The organism is Mesorhizobium sp. M0960 (assembly GCF_040319055.1).
Taxonomy (GTDB): Bacteria; Pseudomonadota; Alphaproteobacteria; order Rhizobiales; family Rhizobiaceae; genus Mesorhizobium.
In genome coordinates, this window is record NZ_JAMYNN010000024.1 from 1 (window position 1) to 18,066 (window position 18,066).

The window sequence follows — 18,066 nt, forward strand, 5'->3', positions numbered from 1 at the left end:
GCCCGTCTGCTTCACTGCCATCGCGATTCCCTCAGACCGTCCACCTCAGAGAATCACAATCAGCGAATTACGCAACAGGCCCACAAGGGGAGAAGGAGAAGTGCTCAGGCGGCGCCTGAACGGCTTGATATCATGCTTCGGCGCACCGACCGGCGCCGCTCGACGGCGTCGGCAAGGCCGTGAAGCACCGTCTCGGTGGCTGCCCAGTCGATGCAGCCATCGGTGATGCTCTGGCCATAGACGAGCGGCTTGCCCGGCACGACGTCCTGCCGGCCGGCGACGAGGTTGCTCTCGATCATGACGCCGATGATGCGCTCGTCGCCTGCCGCGACCTGGCCAGCCACGTCAGCCGCCACCCCTGGCTGGTTTTCCGGCTTCTTGCTGCTGTTGGCGTGGCTGACATCGATCATCAGCCGCGGCGCCACGCCGATCCGGCCGAGTTCCGCGCAGGCAGCCGCGACGCTTGTTGCGTCATAATTGGGCTGAATGCCGCCGCGCAGGATGACGTGGCAGTCCTCGTTGCCGGTGGTCGTCGCGATGGCGCTGCGTCCGCCCTTCGTCACCGCCATGAAATGATGCGGTTGGGCGGCCGATTTCACCGCCTCGGCGGCGATCCGCAGATTGCCGTCAGTGCCGTTCTTGAAGCCGACCGGGCAGGACAGGCCCGATGCCAGTTCGCGATGGATCTGGCTCTCGGTCGTGCGCGCGCCGATCGCGCCCCAGGCGACGAGGTCGGCGATATATTGCGGGGTGGCCATGTCGAGGAATTCGGTCGCCGCCGGCAGGCCGAGATTGTTGACGGCGGCGAGCACGTTGCGGGCCATCCGCAGCCCCTTGTCGATGTTGAAGCTGCCGTCCAGGTCGGGATCGTTGATCAGGCCCTTCCAGCCGACCGTCGTGCGCGGCTTCTCGAAATACACCCGCATCACGATCTCCAGCCGGTCCGACAGGCTCTCTCGCAGCGATGCCAAGCGGCTGGCATAGTCTACGGCAGCGGCCGGGTCGTGGATCGAACAGGGGCCGACGACGACCACCAGCCGGTCGTCGGTGCCGGTCAGCACGGCATGGATAGCATTGCGTGACGCGGCAACGGTCCGCGTCGCCGTCAGTGTGCGCGGTATCTCCCGCATCACCTCGTCCGGCGTACTCAATTCCCTTATTTCCTTGACCCGAAGATCGTCTGTGGTGGTCAACACGGCTTTCTGCTCCTGATTGGGAGACCTGCCGGCTGAAACAAAAAAGCCGCCAGGTCTGGCGGCTGTTCGGATCTTGCTGCTGCAATCTTCAGATCGAGCGCAATCCTCCCGCCGCCAGCGAGCTGCTAAAGTACCAATAGGTGGCGGTCAGGTTGATCATGAGGCTCATATAGTCGAAGCCGAGGCGATTGTCACGTGTCTGATGATGCTACTGACGTAGTGGCCCAGCATGCAGCGCCGAGCGGGTTCATGCAGTCCAGGGATCGACGAGTTCAATTCCGAAGTCTTCGAAATCCTTCGTGTTACGCGTTGCCAAGGTGAGTTCCTGCGCAATCGCCGTGGCTGCAATCAGGCCGTCCATCGACGACAGACCGCGACCGCGGCGCTTCGCAAGGCCCATCAGGTCGCCCCACGCCAAGGCAACCGGTTCGTCCACCGGAAGAACTCTCTGCTCGAAGCGCTGCGGCAGGTCCCGTGCGAGCCATTCGGCCAGTGCCTCGCGTTTCCGGCCCTCGTCCATGAGGGCGACGCCGCGCCGGATCTCCGCGATCGACACGACGCTAATGAATGAGCGGTCCTCATCAAGCCCGCCCAGCCAGTCCAGAACGCGCACATCCGGCGCCGGCCTTGTCACCTCGGACAGGACATTCGTATCGAGCAGAAGCCTCACAGCGGCAGATCACGCGGTTCGTCGCGCTGGCGCTCAAGGTTGAGATCGGCGCCGCGCAGCGGCGACTCCAGCAGGAACTCCGCAAGCGTACCCTTGCGCGCGGTCTTCCGCTGCCATTCCTCGGCCGAGACGACAACCACGCTTGGCTTACCGTTTCTGGTGATCGTCTGCGGCGAAGATTGCGCGCGCTCGATAACCTCCGAGAGCCGGGCCTTTGCCCCAGCGACCGTCCAGTTAGTATCCTCTCTGGGCGCAGACGGCATTTCGACCTCCCATGACCATTCTGACTATCTTGACTATCTTGACTATATGGGAATGGCGATACGGCGGCAACAGGGAAGGAGAGGGTTTCAGAGCCCGTGTGCCTGAGTGAGGTCGATCGGAACCGATTATGCCGGCTTTGATATTTTGGGCATCTCGGCCACTTATGGCAAACTGCTTCTGACGCAAGGCTACACGGCTGATCCTATTCCGGTGACGCCCCCGCGATGCTCTGGTCGTAGTCGACCAGCGACCCAGTCATGACGCCGGACTGCGGGCTGATCATATAGCTGATCAATCGGGCAAGTTGCGCCGGCTTCACCAATTGGCCCATCGGCTGCGCGGCCTCGGCTTTTTCAAGCCAGTCGTCCGGCGCGTCATGCCATTTCTTCTGCACGATTGCCTCGCCCTCGGTGTCCATCCAGCCGGGCAGCACCGCGTTGCAGCGGATGCGATTGCCGCGATGGGCATTGGCGACATTCTTGGTCAGCGTCGCCAGCGCTCCCTTGCTCGATGAATAGGGCGCCAGGAACGACTGGCCGCAATGCGCCGACATCGACAGTACGTTGACGATCGAGCCCGGTGCCTGGCGCGCCAGCAGATGCGCCACCACGCCCTGCATCAGAAAAAACGGGCCGCGCACATTGGTCTGGAATATCTGGTCGAATAGATCCTCAGAGGTCTCGACCAGTGAGCCGCGAGCCGAGGTGGCGGCGGCGTTGACCAGCGCGTTGACGGTGCCGCAATGGCCAATCGCCGTTTCGACCGCACGCTTGCAGTCGGCGACTTTGGCGACATCGGCGCTGATGAAGATGGCATCGACGCCTGCCCCCTTGAGGATGGCGACAGCCTTGTCGCCCTTCTCCTTCGAGCGGCCGATCAGCGCTAGCGCCCGGCAGCCCTCATCGGCCAGCGCTTCGGCGACGGCAAAGCCGATGCCTTGTGCGCCGCCGGTGACGATGGCGCGTGTTTCGGAATTGCGACCGGCTGAACCGTTCATCGCCTTGCTCCTGTGCTTGATAGTCAGATTGTTTTGTCGAGGCGGACGGTCTTGCCTTCCTTGGCCGATTTCAGCGCCGCATCTGCCAGCCTGAGCGCCACCAGCCCGTCCTTGCCGCTCGGCGCCGCCTTCTTGCCTGACGTCGCTGCCGCGATGAAGGCAGCGATCTCGTTGGCATAAGCGTCGAGATAACGAGTCATGAAGAAATCGTGCAGCGGCGGCCGCGTATAGCCTTTCTCATTGGCGAGTTCGATCGACACCGGCCGCTGGTTCTCGGCCGCAATCATGCCTTTCGAGCCATGCACCTCGATGCGTTGGTCGTAGCCATAGGTGGCTCGGCGCGAGTTGGAGATGACGCATTGCTTGCCGGAGGCAGTTTCGAGGATGACGCTGACGCTGTCGAAGTCGCCGGCCTCGCCGATCTTTTTGTCGACCAGCACCGAAGCGTGCGCGCTGACCGCCACCGGCTCCTCGCCGAGCAGGAAGCGCGCCATGTCGAAATCATGGATGGTCATGTCGCGGAAGATGCCGCCCGAGCGGCCGATATAGTCGAGCGGCGGTGGACCGGGATCGCGCGAGGTGATGGTCACCATTTCGACTGTGCCAATCGCACCGTCGTCGATCGCCTTGCGCACGGCGGCAAAATGCGGATCGAAGCGGCGGTTGAAGCCGACCATCAGGGTGGCGCCGGCCTTGTCGACGACGGCCAGGCATTGTTCCACCCTGCCGGCGTCGAGATCGATCGGCTTCTCGCAGAAGATCGCCTTGCCCGCCCTGGCGAAGCGTTCGATCAGATCGGCATGGGTGTCGGTCGGCGTGCAGATGACGACCGCATCGATATCGCTGGCAGTTTCGATGGCATCGATGCTGCGCACTTCGGCGCCATAGGCAGAGGCCAAATCGGTCGCCGCCTTCTCGAAGGCGTCGGCAACCGCAACCAGCCTGGCCTGCGGGTTGGAGCCCACCGCACGGGCGTGGACCTTGCCGATACGGCCGGCACCGAGAAGAGCAAAGCGAAGCATGAAGAATTTCCTTTGAGAATGGTTGGAAAGAGAAGGCGTGTCAGCCCCCGTAACACGACGTTGGCCTTACGCCGCAAGTTCCGCCTGCCCGGTCTTGGCGCCGGTGATGTAGGAGACGATATCGTTGCCATCGGTATCTTGCTTGCGCAAATTGGCGACGATGCGGCCGCGCCGGAAAACGACGATGCGGTCGACCAGATCGAACACCTGACGCATGTTGTGAGAGATCAGGATCAGCGGCTCGCCATTTTCCTTCAGCGTGCGGATGATGTTTTCGACCTGCATCGTCTCCTGCACGCCGAGCGCCGCCGTCGGCTCATCCATGATGATGAGCTTGGAAGCAAAGGTCGCGGTTCTGGCAATCGCCACGCACTGGCGCTGGCCGCCCGACATGTGGCGGATGGTGTTGGAAAGGTTGGGGATCTTGACCGCTGTGCGGACCAGGGCTGCTTCGGTCGCCTTGCGCATGAACTTGCGGTCGAGGATCGAGAAGGGCCCAAGATTGAACAGCACTCTTTCACGGCCGAGGAACAGGTTCGACGGCACGTCGAGGTCGTCGGCGAGCGCCAGGTTCTGGAACACCGTCTCGATGCCCGCCTCGCGGGCTTCGATCGGCCCGGCGAAATTCACTTCCTTGCCGTCGAACCACATCCTGCCGCTGGTTCGCTGCTCGACGCCGGTGATCTGGCGCACGAAGGTCGATTTGCCGGCACCGTTGTCGCCCATGATGGCGACATGCTCGCCCTTGCGCAGCTCGAAGTTGGCACCCTCCAGCGCATGGACGCCGCCATAATACTTGGTCAGGTTTTCGGTTTTCAGGACGATGTCCGACATGATCAAGCCCTCATTGCCCGCAGGCGTTGGCGCCACTGGTCGAGAACGACTGCGCCGACGATGATCACGCCCTTGACCATCTCCTGATAATAGGCGTCGAGGCGCAAAAAGGTGAAGCCGGAGATGATGACGCCGAAGATCAGCGAGCCGATCACCGTCCCGATAATCGAGCCGCGGCCGCCCGACAGCGACACGCCACCGATGACCGCCATGGCGATCGCATCGAGCTCGTACATCACACCCATGCCGGCCTGGGCAGTGAGATTCTTCGAGCTCAACACCACGGCGGCGAGCGCGGCAAGGATGCCGGCAATGACGTAGACGAGGATCTTGTGGTTGGCGATGTTGATGCCGGACATGCGCGCGGCATCCTCATTGGAGCCGATTGCATAACAGTGCTTGCCATATTTGGTGTAGCTCAGGATCAGCTGGAACAGCACCGCCAGCGAAATGAAAATGATGACCGGCATCAGCCCCTTGCCGATGGCGGCGAAACTCTCGGTCGGAAACGAGATCGGCTGCCCCTTCGACCACCATTTGGCGATGCCGCGCGCGGTGACCATCATGCCAAGCGTGGCGATGAACGGCGGGATGCGCGTGTAGGCGATCAAGGCACCGTTGACCAGGCCGGCCAGCAGGCCGCAGCCGATTGCGACGAGCACCGGCACGATCACCGGCAGGTCGGTCCAGCCCTGGGCAATGAACATCGCCTTGGGGTTCGGGTTGCCGTTGACCGTCGCCACTTGGGCGAAGCTCATGGCTATCATCGCCGTGGCGCCGACGATCGAACCCGAGGACAGGTCGATGCCGCCGGTAATGATCACCTGCGTCACGCCGATGGCAATGATACCGACGATCGACACCTGCAGGATGATGATCTGCAGGCGCGCTTCGTTGAAGATCGCATCGATATTGTCGCGGGTATTGAACAGGAAGCTGTCGCCCAGGAAAACCCGGCCGATCAGCTCGAAAGCGCCGACCAGGATGACGAGCGCCAGGAAGACGTTGAATTCGGCCGGCCATGCGCGCCGCTTCGCATCATAGCTGAGCCCGCCGACGCCGTGAGATGTCTGTGCCAATCGTGCTTCCTCCGTCAGCCACGGTCTCCACCCGGCGCTGTTCAGGCCGAGGGGGAAAAAGCGGAGCGGCGCTGTCTTACTTTGGCGCGCCGCTCCGTATCGGACAGGTCCGCCTCAGTTCTTCTTCAGGAACTTGTCGATATTTGCCGGCGTGACCAGCTGGAACGGGATGTAGACCTTGTGCTCGACCTTCTCGCCCTTCGCTAGCTTGAGCGCAGCATCAAGCGCGCCAGCGCCCTGGCCGGCTGCGTCCTGGAACACCGTCGCATCGAGGTCGCCCGCCTGCATCGCCGCTAGCGCGTCCTGGGTAGCGTCGACGCCGCCGACGACAACCGACTTCATGTCGATATTGGCGGCCTTCATCGCCTGGATAGCGCCGATGGCGCTCTCGTCATTGTTGGCGATGACGCCGTCGAACGGCTTGCCGGTCGACAGCCAGTTGGTCATCAGGTTCTGCGCTTCTTCGCGCTTCCAGTTCGACGTCTGCTTGTCGATGATCTTGATGAAGCTGCAATCCGGCGTGGCAATCACATCATCGATGTCCTTGGTGCGCTGCACCGCGGCCTGGTTCGACAGCTCGCCCATGATCACATAGACATTGGCCTCTTTCTTGCCGGCTTCCTTGAACAGGCGGCAGACCTCCTTGGTCTCGAGCGTGCCAGAATCGGCTTCGTTCGAGGCGACGAAAGCCTGGTTTTCCGGCAGCGTGTCGACGTTGACCGGCTCGCGATTGACATAGACCAGCGGAATTTTGGCAGCGGCGGCTGCGTCCGACATCGCTTGGGTGGCCGAGGTGTCGACCGGGTTGACGATGATTGCGTCGACGCCCGAGGCGGCGAAGTTCTTGATCTGGTCGAGCTGCTTGGCGACGTCGTTCTGCGCGTCTTCCACCTGCAGCTCGACGCCGTCCATGCCCTTGGCCTGCTCGATCATGCCGTTGCGCAGCACGGTGAGAAAATTGTCGTCGAACAACGCCATCGACACGCCGATCTTGGCAGCAAAGGCGGACGAACTCATTAGCGCCGCGAACGCGACGCCCAAAAGCAGTTTTTTCATTTTATTTCTCCTCCACATTGGTGTCCGGCTGCACCGATCTACCCGGAATCCCCGATCTCGCAGGGAATTCTCTCCCGATTGCCATTTTAGTTCCGGAAGGCATTTGCCTGAAACAGATCTTCCGGAACGAAAGAACCAAAATGCTCAGTTGGTGAAATATTTATTCCATTTCGCGTGGGCGTCAAGCGAGATTTCGCCATGAGGAATGGATTTTCGGCATTTCGAGCTCTTTTAGACGAACGCTCAGGCAAGCCAGGCCTGAAAGCGTTCTGATAGATTACATCATGTCTGCCGCCAATGACCGCGACGTCAGATGTTTTCCGGCAGATAAATGTCGAAGGGCAGAAAGGTCTGACCCGGCGCATTCGCGGCGCCGGTCTCGATGGCATGCGCCATCAGCCCGACAAGGTCGCGGCAAAGCGCTGCCAGAGGCGTCGAGATCACCATCGTCAGGAAATTATCCGCCAGCGCCGCGCGGGAGTCAGGCGTGATCTCGTTGCAGACGACCGCTGGCATCTCTGCCGGCTTTGCCTCCCTCAGCGCCGAGATCGCGCCTTCCATGCCGCCACCGGCGACATAGCAGCCGGCAAGATCGGGGTGGCGGGCCAGAAGCTCGATCATTGCATCATGCGTGATCTGGTTCGCTTCCAGATTGACCAACGTCTCAAGGAGAGTGAATTCCGGCGCTTGCTCGCGAAAAAAGGAGCGAAAACCGATCTCGCGAAGCTCGTGGCCGTGGAAGCGATGGCTGCCGACGAAGAGGGCGACCTTGCCAGGTCTCTTCGCGGCCTTCGAGATCATCCAGGCAGCGGTGCGGCCAACCTTGCGATTGTCGAGGCCGACATAGCCCTCGCGAATGCCGGACGCAAAGTCGGAAAGCAGGGAGAACACCGGTACGCCGTTGGCTTTGAGCGCCTCGACGGCCACCGTCAGCGTCGGGTGATCGGGCCCGACCAAGGCGACGGCCCTGGATTTGGCTGCCAGCTTGCGCATCCGCTCGACGATCTCATCCGGCGCCAGCGAATCGGCGAAGTCGATGGTCGCCACGCCTCGAAAGCGCGGCGACTGCGATACTGCCAGTTCAAGTTCGCGGGCAAATTCGCTGTAGAAGACGTCTTCCCGCCGCAACAGCAGAAATCCGAGGCGATACTCCGGCAATTCATGGCGCATCCGCTGCTTGATCAATCCGGCCGCGTGATAGCCGATGCTGGTCGCGGCGTCATAGACGCGGCGCGCGGTTTCCTCGCGCACCGGCAAGCGGTTGTTCAGCACCCGGTCGACGGTGGCAACGCTGACCCCCGAAATGCGTGCCAGGTCGGTGATCGTCGGCCGTTTCGCCATCGCTGCCTCGCTCCAACTATCCGACTCTTTTAAACCATTCTGATGGAAAATGATAGAAACTATCTTTGTGATATTGAGTCTATCAGCGCTCGGCGTTATTTTGAACACTGACCGAATATGATCGAGGCCTCCGCCATGGTGGATATTGGACTCCAAACCGGGAACACAACCTCAGCAGCAGCGTCCCAACGCGACTACAGCCTGGTCGGCCGCGACGCGAAGCTTGCCGTCGAGAGCGGGCTGGCGGCGGCCGAGTGGTATCACACCGACGTGCCGCGCAAGCAGATGAAGGAGCTGATGCAGCGCTCCGACGGCCCGGCGATCCGCGATACCATCATCTGGCTCGGCGCCATGATCCTCAGCGGCGCGGGCGCCGCCTTGTTCTGGGGCAGCTGGTGGTGCGTGCCGTTCTTCTTCGTCTATGGCGTCCTCTACGGTTCCTCCACCGATTCACGCTGGCACGAATGCGGCCACGGCACCGCCTTCAGGACGCAGTGGATGAACGACGTGGTCTATCAGATCGCCTGCTTCATGATCATGCGCAACCCGGTGACCTGGCGCTGGAGCCACACGCGCCACCATACCGATACCATCATCGTCGGCCGCGATCCGGAGATCTCGGTCATGCGCCCGCCCGATCTGCTGCGCGTCGTGCTCAATTTCGTCGGCATTCTCGATGCCTGGCATGCGATGAGCGACATGCTGCGCAATGCGGCCGGCATCATCAGTCCGGCCGAAAGAACCTTCATTCCCGACCAGGAGCAGCCGAAGGCAATCCGCATTGCTCGCATCTGGACGGCGATCTATGCCGCGACGGTCGCGCTGGCGCTTCTTACCGGCTCGTTCCTGCCGCTGATGCTGGTCGGGCTGCCCAGGCTTTACGGTGCCTGGCATCATGTCATGGTCGGCCTGCTGCAGCATGGCGGCCTGGCTGAAAACGTCACCGATCACCGGCTGAACAGCCGCACCGTCTACATGAACCCGATAAGCCGTTTCATCTACTGGAACATGAACTACCACGTCGAGCATCACATGTTCCCCATGGTGCCCTACCATGCGCTGCCCAGGCTGCATGAGCTGATCAAGCACGATCTGCCGGCGCCGACACCGTCCATCCTGGCCGGCTATCGCGAGATGATACCGGCTTTCCTGCGCCAGCTGCGCAATGAGGATTATTTCATCAAGCGCGAACTGCCGCCGACGGCGAGGCCCTATCGCGAGGATTTCCACAACGATAACGCTGCTGTTGCGGTGGCTGCTGAATGACAAGCCTACGCCGGGGCACCAAGAATCGGGGAAGGCGCAAATGAGCGACTGGGTCGAGGCTTGTGACGCCGAGGACATCGACGAGGAGGATGTGATGCGGTTCGACCATGGCGGTCGCACCTTCGCCATCTACCGCAGCCCCGAGGACGGGTATTTCGCCACCGACGGGCTTTGCACGCATGAGAAGGTGCAGCTGGCCGACGGGCTGGTGATGGACGATATCATCGAATGCCCGAAGCATAATGGCCGCTTCAATTACAAGACTGGGGCTGCCAGGGGCGCGCCGGTCTGCGTCGATCTCAGGACCTATCCGGTCAAAGTCGACGCCGGCAAAGTCCTTGTCCGGATCGGTTGATGATGACGAAGGGAATGGTCATCATTGGCGCCGGCGAATGCGGCGGGCGCGCCGCCCTTGCGCTGCGCGAGCTCGGCTATGATGGCCCGGTGACGTTGGTCGGCGACGAGCCGCATCTGCCCTATGAGCGGCCACCGCTGTCGAAAGACGCGATGGTCGCCGACGCGCCCCTGATCAAGGCGATCGCCAGTGAGGCGGTCCTGGCCGAAAGATCGATCAGGCATATCCATTCGGTTCAGGCGATGGCGATCGACCGCGTGGCGCATGTCGTGCGCCTGTCGGACGGCTCGGTCCTGGCCTACGACAAGCTCCTGCTGGCGACAGGGTCGCTGCCGCGCAAGCTGCCGATTCCGGGCCTTGGCGGGCGCTGCGTCTATCTGCGGACCTTCAACGACGCACTGGCCATTCGCGCTCATCTCAGCGCCGGAAATCGCGTCGCCATCATCGGCGGCGGCTTCATCGGTCTCGAGCTCGCCACGGCGGCACGCAGGCTCGGCGCCACTGTTGCCGTTATCGAGGCGCAGCCGCGCATTCTAATGCGCGGCGTGCCGGCCGAGATCGCGCAGGTTATCCATCAGGCGCATGAAGCCGAAGGCGTAAAAATCCTGTGCGGCGAGGGCATCGACGCCATTGCCGATGACGGCGCCGAAGTGCGCATCGTGCTTGCCGGTGGACACGACATTGTCGCCGATCTTGCCGTGATCGGCATCGGCGCCGTGCCGGTGACCGGACTTGCCGCGGAGGCAGGGCTGACGATTGACAATGGTATCGCCGTCGACGCCGAGCTTCGCACCAGCGACCCCGACATCTTTGCCGCCGGCGATTGCTGCTCGTTTCCGCTCGCCATCTATGGCGGCCGGCGAGTGCGGCTGGAAGCCTGGCGCAATGCGCAGGAGCAGGGCGCGCTTGCGGCCAGGAACATGCTTGGCGCCGGCGAGGCCCACGCGGCGGTGCCATGGTTCTGGTCGGATCAGTACGGCCTGACCTTGCAGATCGCCGGCCTGTCGGACGAAGGCCGCAGCATTGTGCGTCGCGAGCTCGGCGACGGCGCCTTCATCCTGTTCCATCTCGCCGAGGACGGCAGGCTGGTTGCGGCAAGTGGCATCGGCCCCGGCAACGCGGTCGCCCGCGACATAAGGCTGGCCGAGATGCTGATCGCGAAAAGGGCAAAGCCGGCGCCGGAAGCGCTAGGCTCGCAAACGATCAAGCTGAAGTCGCTGCTGGCGACATGAGCCAGCGCGGGTTCCAGAGCCATTTGAAAGAACTTGCGGAGCGCTTGCCGTTCTGGTGGTGACAATCCTGCACCTGATGGCGGGAGACGACCCTGAGCGGTCGTTCCTGCCCGCGATGGAAACGTCTCATGAGGGTTGGAACGGGGTCGTTCGCGCGACTTTGCGCCGAAAGGTTGCCATGAGGCGAATGATCCGATCTCGATCCCAGATGTCAGCTAAGCGCTTGCCGTCACGGCCGAGACGACCCCTTCCAGCCAACCGAGTTTCAGATGTAACCGAATTTCCTCCTTCTGAAATCGCAGCGCGACCCTCTCTCCTCAGTAGACGGGCTGACCACAGCCCGCCGCCCTGCCCGTATACGGCCGGGGCTCTGTGAAAAGAGGCTATCATGACGCCTCCAGTCCAGTGTGTTCTCCGTGTTATGCACCTGGTCATCGCCCGATCCCTTAGGGCCGCAGCGCAACGGCGTGAGCTGGCTCAACTTAGCGACCGCCAGCTACGCGATGCCGGAATCGATCCCGCATTGGCAGGCCGTGGCAAGGCGGCCGCCGTCGATAGAACCAGCCTGCTTCGACTGCCGACCCTGTCGTCCGGCTGAGCGAGTTGATAGAGGAGCTAGCGATGGCCGGTCTCTCCACCGCGATCGGCGCAGAAGTCGGAGAGGTGTGCCTGCTCGGGGCAATGTTCGCTGGACTGATCCTCATCTCAGCTCCGAGAACGCGCTTCGTTCAGAGTCCGATCTCTGACTTGTCGGGCGCTCAGCGTCCGGTCGTCTTTCAAAGCAGTTCCAGGCGCCGAACTGGACGCTTTGAGATCGTCGGAGCTGAACTCGACCTTCCCGGCATATCCCGGCCGAGCGATGGAACCCGCGCAAGCTACTTACAACGTCCGAGCCACCCTTGAGCGATCGCTCACGCCTTCAGTCGCGTATAGACGGCGCGCGTTGCCAGTGTTTCTTGCTGTCCGGGACGCGTGAAATAGAGCTCAATGATGTGGCGATCGTTGTTCTCGATTTTGATTACAGTGCGCATGCCGATCTGCTTGCCGACTGTTTCTTCGCCCGCCACGCCCTGGTCGGTAAAGGTGCCGGACATGCTGATCGGCCTTTGATCCCCCGAATTAGGGACGCCTTTAAAATACATCATGGTTGTGTTGACAGGATCGATCGTGACCCACTCGTAACGTCCGTCCATGATGCTGTAGCCGAGCCATCCTTTGCGCCAGACCGGCGCTCCATCCAGCGTTCCCTCCATTATGTCTTCGATGTAACGGCCGCCCGCCAACCACTGACGATGGCTAATGAGATCGTCCGTCACGAGCGGCGGCTGATCGGGGCTGCGGCCGAGCGTGCCGTAGAAGCTCATCTGGACGCGCCAGGTGCCGATCATTGGCGCCAGGACCTCATGCCCCGGGCCCGGCAATCCACGGCGAAGCCAATTCGGCAACTCCGACTGCGTCGGGGGCTCGGCTGCAGCCGAGCTGCCTTGAGCCAATGCGCCGAAAGGAATGGGGAGGGCGAACGCAACGACGAATAGGGCAACGTGTAGTGTCTTGATCATACTTTATCTCCAGCTCATCGCTCGCCCGGGAATTGCTATGACGCGCTCAGTTGGGGCAATCGTTGCGAATTTTGTCGGGTGAACTCGTGGATACTCATCTCATACCTCTCCGTCATTCGATGCTGACCAGCGTTTCACCACCGGAAACTTCGATAACGGCGCCGGTCACGAAGTCATTGGCCATCAGGAAAAGTGCGGCCTTGCCGATATCGTCGATTTTTCCGACGCGTCCTGCCGGGAAGCGCTGACGCACCAGCGCGAAAAACGCCGCGCGCTTCGCCTGCGGCATGCCGGCCCACATTTCGCTGTCTATGACGCCTGGTCGGATTGTGTTGACGCGGATCGGACCGAGTTCGAGCGCAAGGGCTCGCGTCAGCGCCTCCAGACCAGCAAAGGCGACCATCATCATCGATGCGCCCATGCGAGGCTTGGTCACCAAGCCACCGGTCGTGAATGTGATCGAACCACCTTTCGGCATCCTAGGCGCTGCGTGCCGCGCGCAAGACCAACTGCCCAAGAGCTTGCCGTGCAGAACGGCCTGCGCGTTGGCCATCGTCTGGGAGAGGAAGGGACCTCCCGGACTCGGCGGGGTCGCGGTGATGAGAAGGTGGTCGAGCGTCCCTAGTGTTTCGAACATTTGCTCGACCGCTGTATCATCGGTCATGTCCAGCGACTGGAACGTGATCGAACCGTGGACCCTTTGCTCTGCAACCATTCTCGCTGAAGGGCGCCGCCCGAGCGCAATGACGTCGGCGCCTGCTTGACAGGCTGCGCGGGCCGCACCCATGCCCATGCCGCTTGTCCCGCCGACGATCACGACACGCTGATTCGAAAGAGACTGCTCGTCACCGTTCATCCTGGATCTCTGCCGCTGGCATACGGACTCAGCATCTCCAGCCACTGCGTCTCCATGTCGCCCGGTTCGAGCTCACCAGCATCTACGACGAAGCTCTGGACATAGGCTTCGCCGAAGTGGCTCTTGAGTGCATCGATACTGCGCCAGACCTCGTAGATAACGATGAGATCGGGGTCGGTCCGATCTCGATGGATGTGGAATTGAAGACAGCTGGCTTCCGATCTCGTCGCTTGGAGATCTTTAAGCATACGGGCGACAAGCGCGGAGCCTTGGCCGGGAGTGGCGCGATGCTTAGCGATAACGCAATAGGGCGTGTCTTCGCCAGCGGTTGGTCGAGGAAGATCAGGCAACGTCAGCGCCATGTGGTACTCCTGCCGGAACGGCCGACCGAAGTGGTTGCGGCCATTGAAATTGGCAGATGCTGGTATGGCGTTGCTATGGCAGAAACGACTGAATATTTGACCGTTTGTCGCGCGTATTTTCCGTATTACACGCGGTCGCAACAGGAGCGTATCTGCGGCTGGTCGAAACAGCCTCGCATGAACCCGATCAGGATTCTGTTCCGCTCACACGCAGCCCTGAATCTCGGATAGCGCCGGGTGAGACACCCATGAAGCGTTTGAACGCCCTGCTGAAGGACGCATCGGACTCATATCCCAACTCCGATGCGATCTGTGACTGCGACATATATCCGTTACGCAACCAGGATGCCGCCAGCCGAAGCCTCCATTGCAGGAGATAGCGGGCGGGGGATACCGACAACAGGCTCTTGAACCGCTGCGAGAACCTCGATCGCGACAGCCCGGACAATGCAGCCAGGCGATCGACTGGCCAGTCTTCCCCAGGGGAGCGATGGATTCTTGCAAGCGCCGACCCGATTTGTGGATCCTGCACGGCCGCCAGCCAACCAGTCAGATCGTCGGAACATGTCTCGACCCAGGTTCTGATTACTTGCGTCATGACAATATCGGCAAGGCGCGCCATTATCGTTGCCGAGCCGATTCTTTGCCCTTCAGCCTCGCGCGCCATCATCGCAATGAGGCTTGGTAGGTCAGTATCGCCATGCTCGGCATGCCGGATGTGCATCACAGAAGGTAGCAGTTCCAGCAGCGGATTTGCTGTCGGGCCCTCAAAGCCGATCGTACAGCATGCGATCAACGATCGCGCGCCGCCGCCGCCAGACTTCAACTCGTAAGTTCCGTTCCCGATCAACGCTGGTTTGACATCGGCGAGCGGCAAGGTTCGCCGTTTTGGCCGATCGGACATAGTGTGCTCTGTTCCGTGGGGAAGAAGAAGCACATCGCCGTTTTCGAGCAGCAGCGGCGGCAAGCCCTTGGCTTGTATCCAGCAATGACCCTCGAGCATCGCATGAAAACGTACACCCTCCCTGAACGGCACGGCGATGCCCCAGGGCGCCGTCAACTCGCTGCGGCCATATCTCGCATGGGCAAGGCGTAGATCGCGCAGCACCTCGCTCAACAAATCATTCTCGGCCGGCTGGTAGCCCATCGTTGCACGCCCTAAACCGGGCCGATCAATGGACCTAAGCGGATCACTCATCTGCACTCCTTTGCCCCAACTTCGCATACGCTTATGCATCCCGTTACCTCTCTTAGTAGGCAACCGAACGGAGACCTATTACGGATCCAGATTCCGCAAGAGATCTGACAATGGAAATGGGATTCTGCTGGCGGCGTTCGCTTAGGGATGCGCCGGACTTTTTTCAACAATATCCACCCCTTGCTGCCCATCAGATCGCGCGCGCGACAAAGCTGTTCCCCAGCCGGGGGCGATCCCTTGAAAGGATCGACGGGTTCGAAGCCACAGAGTTCAAGCAGATAGGCGATTTCCTGGCGCAGGCTCCACCGCGAACCTTCACCGCTAAAACAGCGCCTTCAGCTCCGGCAGCTTGTCGTTGACTAGCCAGCCATAGTAATTTTCCTCAGGCAGCTTTTCCGGCTCGCCCGCAGCGCGGCGCTTGTCGTTCTCGGCCTTCAGCGCATAGGCACGCTGTTCCGGATTGCCGACATTGTAGAGCGTCGACGTGATGCCGGGATTGCCTGAGATGTCGAAGCCGGCAATGCTTTTATAGGCGTCGATCGACTTCCGGATCGTTGCCGCGACATAAGGCAGGGTCAGGTCAGGATCCATGATGGTCTTGTAGACCGCGTTCGGGTCGCCGACGTCGAGCTCCGGCAGGCCGGAAACCTTGTGCACGAGATCGCTCATCTGCAGTGCCGTCAGCGGATTGAGCTGGCCAAGACCAAAAGTCTGGCCGGCATAATAGGGCTGGAAGAAAGTCGCGCCGAAGCGGTCGTTGGGAAAGCTCTCGCCGTTGACGGTCTTGCCGCGGAACGACCGGTTCCACACCTGCTCGCGGCATTCCCAGAGTTCGTAACTGTCCGATTTGCCCGCGCACTTGGCAAATTGCGGCCGTTGCACGAAATCGGTGATGTCTTCGCCTTCATAGGCGAAGGAGAGTTTGCTCGACAGATACGAGATCGCCTTGACGTAGTAGGTCTGCAGCCGGTCGTAGGCATCGACATTGTAGGTGTGCTCGCCGACGATGGCGCCGACGATATGCATCGGGTCGATGCCATAGGCCGCGGCTGCCTGCATGATCTTGCCACGCAGCTCGGCATCGTTCTGGAGCAGCGCAAACACTTTGCGGTATTTCGCCTGGAAGGTGGTGTTGGTCGCCTGGGTGCGCCGGCTGGATGCGCCCGGTATGTCGGGCTGCTCGGTGTTGCGGTTGCCGGGCGGCACCATGGTTGCCGCTTGCGCGGCGAACATGGCTGCCGCCAGCGTCAGCCCGAGAATGACGAGGATCAGTTTTTTCATGCGCCGCCGCCCAAATAGTCGCCGGGCAAACTAGGTAATGCTCCAACGGGAGTCGAGAGACGCCTGCACCCGACGGGACGAAAGCTCGCCGGATGCTTCCATTTGGCCACACATCGGAAATGCCGGGCTGAATTTGGCGGAGACCGGGAGCAATTCCCCGGCCTCTTTGAGGATGAAGCGTCTCCTACAGGATGAAACGCGACAAATCCGTGTTTCTGGAGAGGTCGCCGACATGCTTCTCCACATAGGCGGCATCGACGGTCACGGAGGTGCCGTTGCGGTCCGGTGCGTCATAGGAGATCTCGTCCAGCACCCGTTCCATCACCGTCTGCAGCCGCCTGGCGCCGATGTTCTCGACGCTGGCGTTGAGGTCAACAGCGATGCCGGCCAACGAGTCGATCGCGTCATCGGTGAAGACCAGGTCGACTCCCTCGGTCTTCATCAGTGCGATATACTGCTTGATCAGGCTGGCTTCGGTCTCGGTGAGGATGCGGACGAAATCGTCCTTCTCCAGCGCCCGCAGCTCGACACGGATCGGCAGGCGGCCCTGCAATTCCGGCAGCAAGTCGGATGGCTTGGCGACGTGGAACGCACCTGAAGCGATGAACAGGATGTGGTCGGTCTTCACCGGTCCGTATTTGGTCGCAACCGTGGTGCCTTCGACCAGCGGCAGCAGGTCGCGCTGCACGCCCTCGCGCGAAACACCGGCACCGATGCCGCCTTCGCGCGAGGCGATCTTGTCGATCTCGTCGAGGAAGACAATGCCGTCATTCTCGGTCGATTCGAGTGCCCTGCGCACCACCTCGTCCTGGTCGAGCAACTTGTCGGACTCGTCGCTGATCAACAGCCCGTAGGACTCTTTAACGGTCGTCTTGCGCATCTTGGTTTTCTTGCCGCCCATCGCTTTCGACAGCATGTCGTTGATGTTGAGCACGCCGATATTGGCGCCCGGCATGCCGGGGATCTCGAAGCCGGGCATGCCGCCATTGCCGGTATCGGCCACTTCGATCTCGATCTCCTTGTCGTCAAGCTCGCCGTCGCGCAGCTTCTTGCGGAAACTGTCACGGGTGGCCGGACTCGCCGTCTTGCCGACGAGCGCTTCAAGCACCCTTTCCTCGGCGTTGATGTGGGCACGCGCCTCGACGTCCTCACGCATCTTCTCGCGCACCAGCCCGATGGCGATCTCGACCAGATCGCGGATGATCTGCTCGACATCGCGGCCGACATAGCCGACCTCCGTAAACTTGGTGGCTTCGACCTTGACGAAAGGCGCACCGGCAAGGCGCGCCAAGCGGCGAGAAATCTCGGTCTTGCCGACACCGGTCGGGCCGATCATCAGGATGTTCTTCGGCATCACCTCTTCGCGCATCTGGCCCTCGAGCTGCTGGCGGCGCCAGCGGTTGCGCAAGGCAATCGCCACGGCACGCTTGGCGTCTTTCTGGCCGATGATGAAGCGGTCGAGTTCCGAAACGATTTCGCGGGGAGAGAAGGTGCTCAT

At 61.5% G+C, this 18,066-nt stretch carries 19 protein-coding genes; 4 read left to right on the forward strand and 15 right to left on the reverse strand.

All coding sequences use genetic code 11. The features are described 5' to 3' along the window. Positions 1-104: 104 nt before the first annotated feature. The 9 genes from NKH63_RS27975 to NKH63_RS28015 form a co-directional block, all read right to left on the reverse strand. The gene (locus tag NKH63_RS27975; RefSeq protein ID WP_023718240.1) at positions 105-1,196 is read right to left on the reverse strand and encodes a 3-deoxy-7-phosphoheptulonate synthase; all 1,092 of its coding nucleotides are present in this window, start codon (positions 1,194-1,196) and stop codon (positions 105-107) included. A 247-nt stretch (positions 1,197-1,443) separates the two neighbouring features. Beyond that, the gene (locus NKH63_RS27980; RefSeq protein WP_352591239.1) at positions 1,444-1,866 is read right to left on the reverse strand and encodes a type II toxin-antitoxin system VapC family toxin; all 423 of its coding nucleotides are present in this window, start codon (positions 1,864-1,866) and stop codon (positions 1,444-1,446) included. Then, the gene (locus NKH63_RS27985) at positions 1,863-2,129 is read right to left on the reverse strand and encodes a type II toxin-antitoxin system Phd/YefM family antitoxin (protein ID WP_023718242.1); all 267 of its coding nucleotides are present in this window, start codon (positions 2,127-2,129) and stop codon (positions 1,863-1,865) included. The genes NKH63_RS27980 and NKH63_RS27985 overlap by 4 nt, the downstream gene beginning before the upstream one ends. 203 nt (positions 2,130-2,332) lie before the next feature. Further along, the gene (locus NKH63_RS27990; protein ID WP_023718243.1) at positions 2,333-3,127 is read right to left on the reverse strand and encodes an SDR family oxidoreductase; all 795 of its coding nucleotides are present in this window, start codon (positions 3,125-3,127) and stop codon (positions 2,333-2,335) included. A 23-nt stretch (positions 3,128-3,150) separates the two neighbouring features. Continuing rightward, positions 3,151-4,149, reverse strand: a complete 999-nt coding sequence (gene iolG, locus NKH63_RS27995; RefSeq protein ID WP_023718244.1) for an inositol 2-dehydrogenase — start codon at positions 4,147-4,149, stop codon at positions 3,151-3,153. A gap of 66 nt (positions 4,150-4,215) precedes the next feature. Next, on the reverse strand, positions 4,216-4,983 hold the full coding sequence (locus NKH63_RS28000; protein ID WP_254815918.1) for an ATP-binding cassette domain-containing protein: 768 nt from the start codon (positions 4,981-4,983) through the stop codon (positions 4,216-4,218). 2 nt (positions 4,984-4,985) lie between these two features. Continuing rightward, positions 4,986-6,062, reverse strand: a complete 1,077-nt coding sequence (locus NKH63_RS28005) for an ABC transporter permease (RefSeq protein ID WP_352495260.1) — start codon at positions 6,060-6,062, stop codon at positions 4,986-4,988. Positions 6,063-6,176: 114 nt separating this feature from the next. After that, a complete protein-coding gene (locus NKH63_RS28010) occupies positions 6,177-7,118 on the reverse strand; it encodes a sugar ABC transporter substrate-binding protein (protein ID WP_023718247.1) in 942 nt (313 codons plus the stop codon). Between the two features lie 309 nt (positions 7,119-7,427). Further along, complete coding sequence (locus NKH63_RS28015; RefSeq protein ID WP_352919709.1) at positions 7,428-8,459, reverse strand: LacI family DNA-binding transcriptional regulator; 1,032 nt, start codon at positions 8,457-8,459, stop codon at positions 7,428-7,430. A 135-nt stretch (positions 8,460-8,594) separates the two neighbouring features. Here NKH63_RS28015 and NKH63_RS28020 point away from each other — a divergent pair, with 135 nt between their 5' ends. From NKH63_RS28020 to NKH63_RS28035, 4 genes are all read left to right on the forward strand, one after another. Continuing rightward, positions 8,595-9,725 carry a fatty acid desaturase family protein gene (locus NKH63_RS28020; protein WP_051409640.1) on the forward strand — a complete coding sequence of 377 codons (1,131 nt, stop codon included), beginning with the start codon at positions 8,595-8,597 and terminating at the stop codon, positions 9,723-9,725. Positions 9,726-9,765: 40 nt separating this feature from the next. Continuing rightward, positions 9,766-10,080 carry a MocE family 2Fe-2S type ferredoxin gene (locus tag NKH63_RS28025; RefSeq protein WP_352919712.1) on the forward strand — a complete coding sequence of 105 codons (315 nt, stop codon included), beginning with the start codon at positions 9,766-9,768 and terminating at the stop codon, positions 10,078-10,080. Between the two features lie 2 nt (positions 10,081-10,082). Then, a complete protein-coding gene (locus tag NKH63_RS28030) occupies positions 10,083-11,312 on the forward strand; it encodes an NAD(P)/FAD-dependent oxidoreductase (protein WP_023718251.1) in 1,230 nt (409 codons plus the stop codon). Between the two features lie 421 nt (positions 11,313-11,733). Next, positions 11,734-11,910: a YjiS-like domain-containing protein gene (locus NKH63_RS28035; RefSeq protein WP_352536444.1), complete on the forward strand. Its 177-nt coding sequence runs from the start codon at positions 11,734-11,736 to the stop codon at positions 11,908-11,910. 313 nt (positions 11,911-12,223) lie between these two features. Here the strand turns inward: NKH63_RS28035 and NKH63_RS28040 are convergent, their stop codons facing one another. From NKH63_RS28040 to hslU, 6 genes are all read right to left on the reverse strand, one after another. Then, positions 12,224-12,871 (reverse strand): DUF1579 family protein, encoded by a 648-nt coding sequence (locus NKH63_RS28040; protein WP_023718252.1) that lies wholly within the window; start codon positions 12,869-12,871, stop codon positions 12,224-12,226. Between the two features lie 112 nt (positions 12,872-12,983). Continuing rightward, positions 12,984-13,727: an SDR family oxidoreductase gene (locus NKH63_RS28045; RefSeq protein ID WP_352495257.1), complete on the reverse strand. Its 744-nt coding sequence runs from the start codon at positions 13,725-13,727 to the stop codon at positions 12,984-12,986. Next, positions 13,724-14,089: a putative quinol monooxygenase gene (locus NKH63_RS28050; protein ID WP_023718254.1), complete on the reverse strand. Its 366-nt coding sequence runs from the start codon at positions 14,087-14,089 to the stop codon at positions 13,724-13,726. The genes NKH63_RS28045 and NKH63_RS28050 overlap by 4 nt, the downstream gene beginning before the upstream one ends. Before the next feature lie 187 nt (positions 14,090-14,276). Beyond that, the gene (locus NKH63_RS28055; RefSeq protein WP_352495256.1) at positions 14,277-15,287 is read right to left on the reverse strand and encodes an AraC family transcriptional regulator; all 1,011 of its coding nucleotides are present in this window, start codon (positions 15,285-15,287) and stop codon (positions 14,277-14,279) included. A gap of 321 nt (positions 15,288-15,608) precedes the next feature. After that, entirely contained in the window at positions 15,609-16,568 is a 960-nt protein-coding gene (locus NKH63_RS28060) for a DUF1402 family protein (RefSeq protein WP_023718256.1), read from the reverse strand. Between the two features lie 184 nt (positions 16,569-16,752). Beyond that, positions 16,753-18,066, reverse strand: coding sequence for an ATP-dependent protease ATPase subunit HslU (gene hslU, locus NKH63_RS28065; protein WP_023718257.1), 1,314 nt, complete (start codon positions 18,064-18,066; stop codon positions 16,753-16,755).

Excerpts from the sequence above, each read along its gene's own strand:
- NKH63_RS27985 (WP_023718242.1), bottom strand. The coding sequence starts at position 2,129 with ATGCCGTCTGCGCCCAGAGAGGATACTAACTGGACGGTCGCTGGGGCA.
- NKH63_RS27990 (WP_023718243.1), bottom strand. The coding sequence starts at position 3,127 with ATGAACGGTTCAGCCGGTCGCAATTCCGAAACACGCGCCATCGTCACC.
- iolG (WP_023718244.1), bottom strand. The coding sequence starts at position 4,149 with ATGCTTCGCTTTGCTCTTCTCGGTGCCGGCCGTATCGGCAAGGTCCAC.
- NKH63_RS28000 (WP_254815918.1), bottom strand. The coding sequence starts at position 4,983 with ATGTCGGACATCGTCCTGAAAACCGAAAACCTGACCAAGTATTATGGC.
- NKH63_RS28010 (WP_023718247.1), bottom strand. The coding sequence starts at position 7,118 with ATGAAAAAACTGCTTTTGGGCGTCGCGTTCGCGGCGCTAATGAGTTCG.
- NKH63_RS28015 (WP_352919709.1), bottom strand. The coding sequence starts at position 8,459 with ATGGCGAAACGGCCGACGATCACCGACCTGGCACGCATTTCGGGGGTC.
- NKH63_RS28020 (WP_051409640.1), top strand. The coding sequence starts at position 8,595 with ATGGTGGATATTGGACTCCAAACCGGGAACACAACCTCAGCAGCAGCG.
- NKH63_RS28025 (WP_352919712.1), top strand. The coding sequence starts at position 9,766 with ATGAGCGACTGGGTCGAGGCTTGTGACGCCGAGGACATCGACGAGGAG.
- NKH63_RS28030 (WP_023718251.1), top strand. The coding sequence starts at position 10,083 with ATGACGAAGGGAATGGTCATCATTGGCGCCGGCGAATGCGGCGGGCGC.
- NKH63_RS28035 (WP_352536444.1), top strand. The coding sequence starts at position 11,734 with ATGCACCTGGTCATCGCCCGATCCCTTAGGGCCGCAGCGCAACGGCGT.
- NKH63_RS28040 (WP_023718252.1), bottom strand. The coding sequence starts at position 12,871 with ATGATCAAGACACTACACGTTGCCCTATTCGTCGTTGCGTTCGCCCTC.
- NKH63_RS28045 (WP_352495257.1), bottom strand. The coding sequence starts at position 13,727 with ATGAACGGTGACGAGCAGTCTCTTTCGAATCAGCGTGTCGTGATCGTC.
- NKH63_RS28050 (WP_023718254.1), bottom strand. The coding sequence starts at position 14,089 with ATGGCGCTGACGTTGCCTGATCTTCCTCGACCAACCGCTGGCGAAGAC.
- NKH63_RS28055 (WP_352495256.1), bottom strand. The coding sequence starts at position 15,287 with ATGAGTGATCCGCTTAGGTCCATTGATCGGCCCGGTTTAGGGCGTGCA.
- NKH63_RS28060 (WP_023718256.1), bottom strand. The coding sequence starts at position 16,568 with ATGAAAAAACTGATCCTCGTCATTCTCGGGCTGACGCTGGCGGCAGCC.
- hslU (WP_023718257.1), bottom strand. The coding sequence starts at position 18,066 with ATGAGCACCTTCTCTCCCCGCGAAATCGTTTCGGAACTCGACCGCTTC.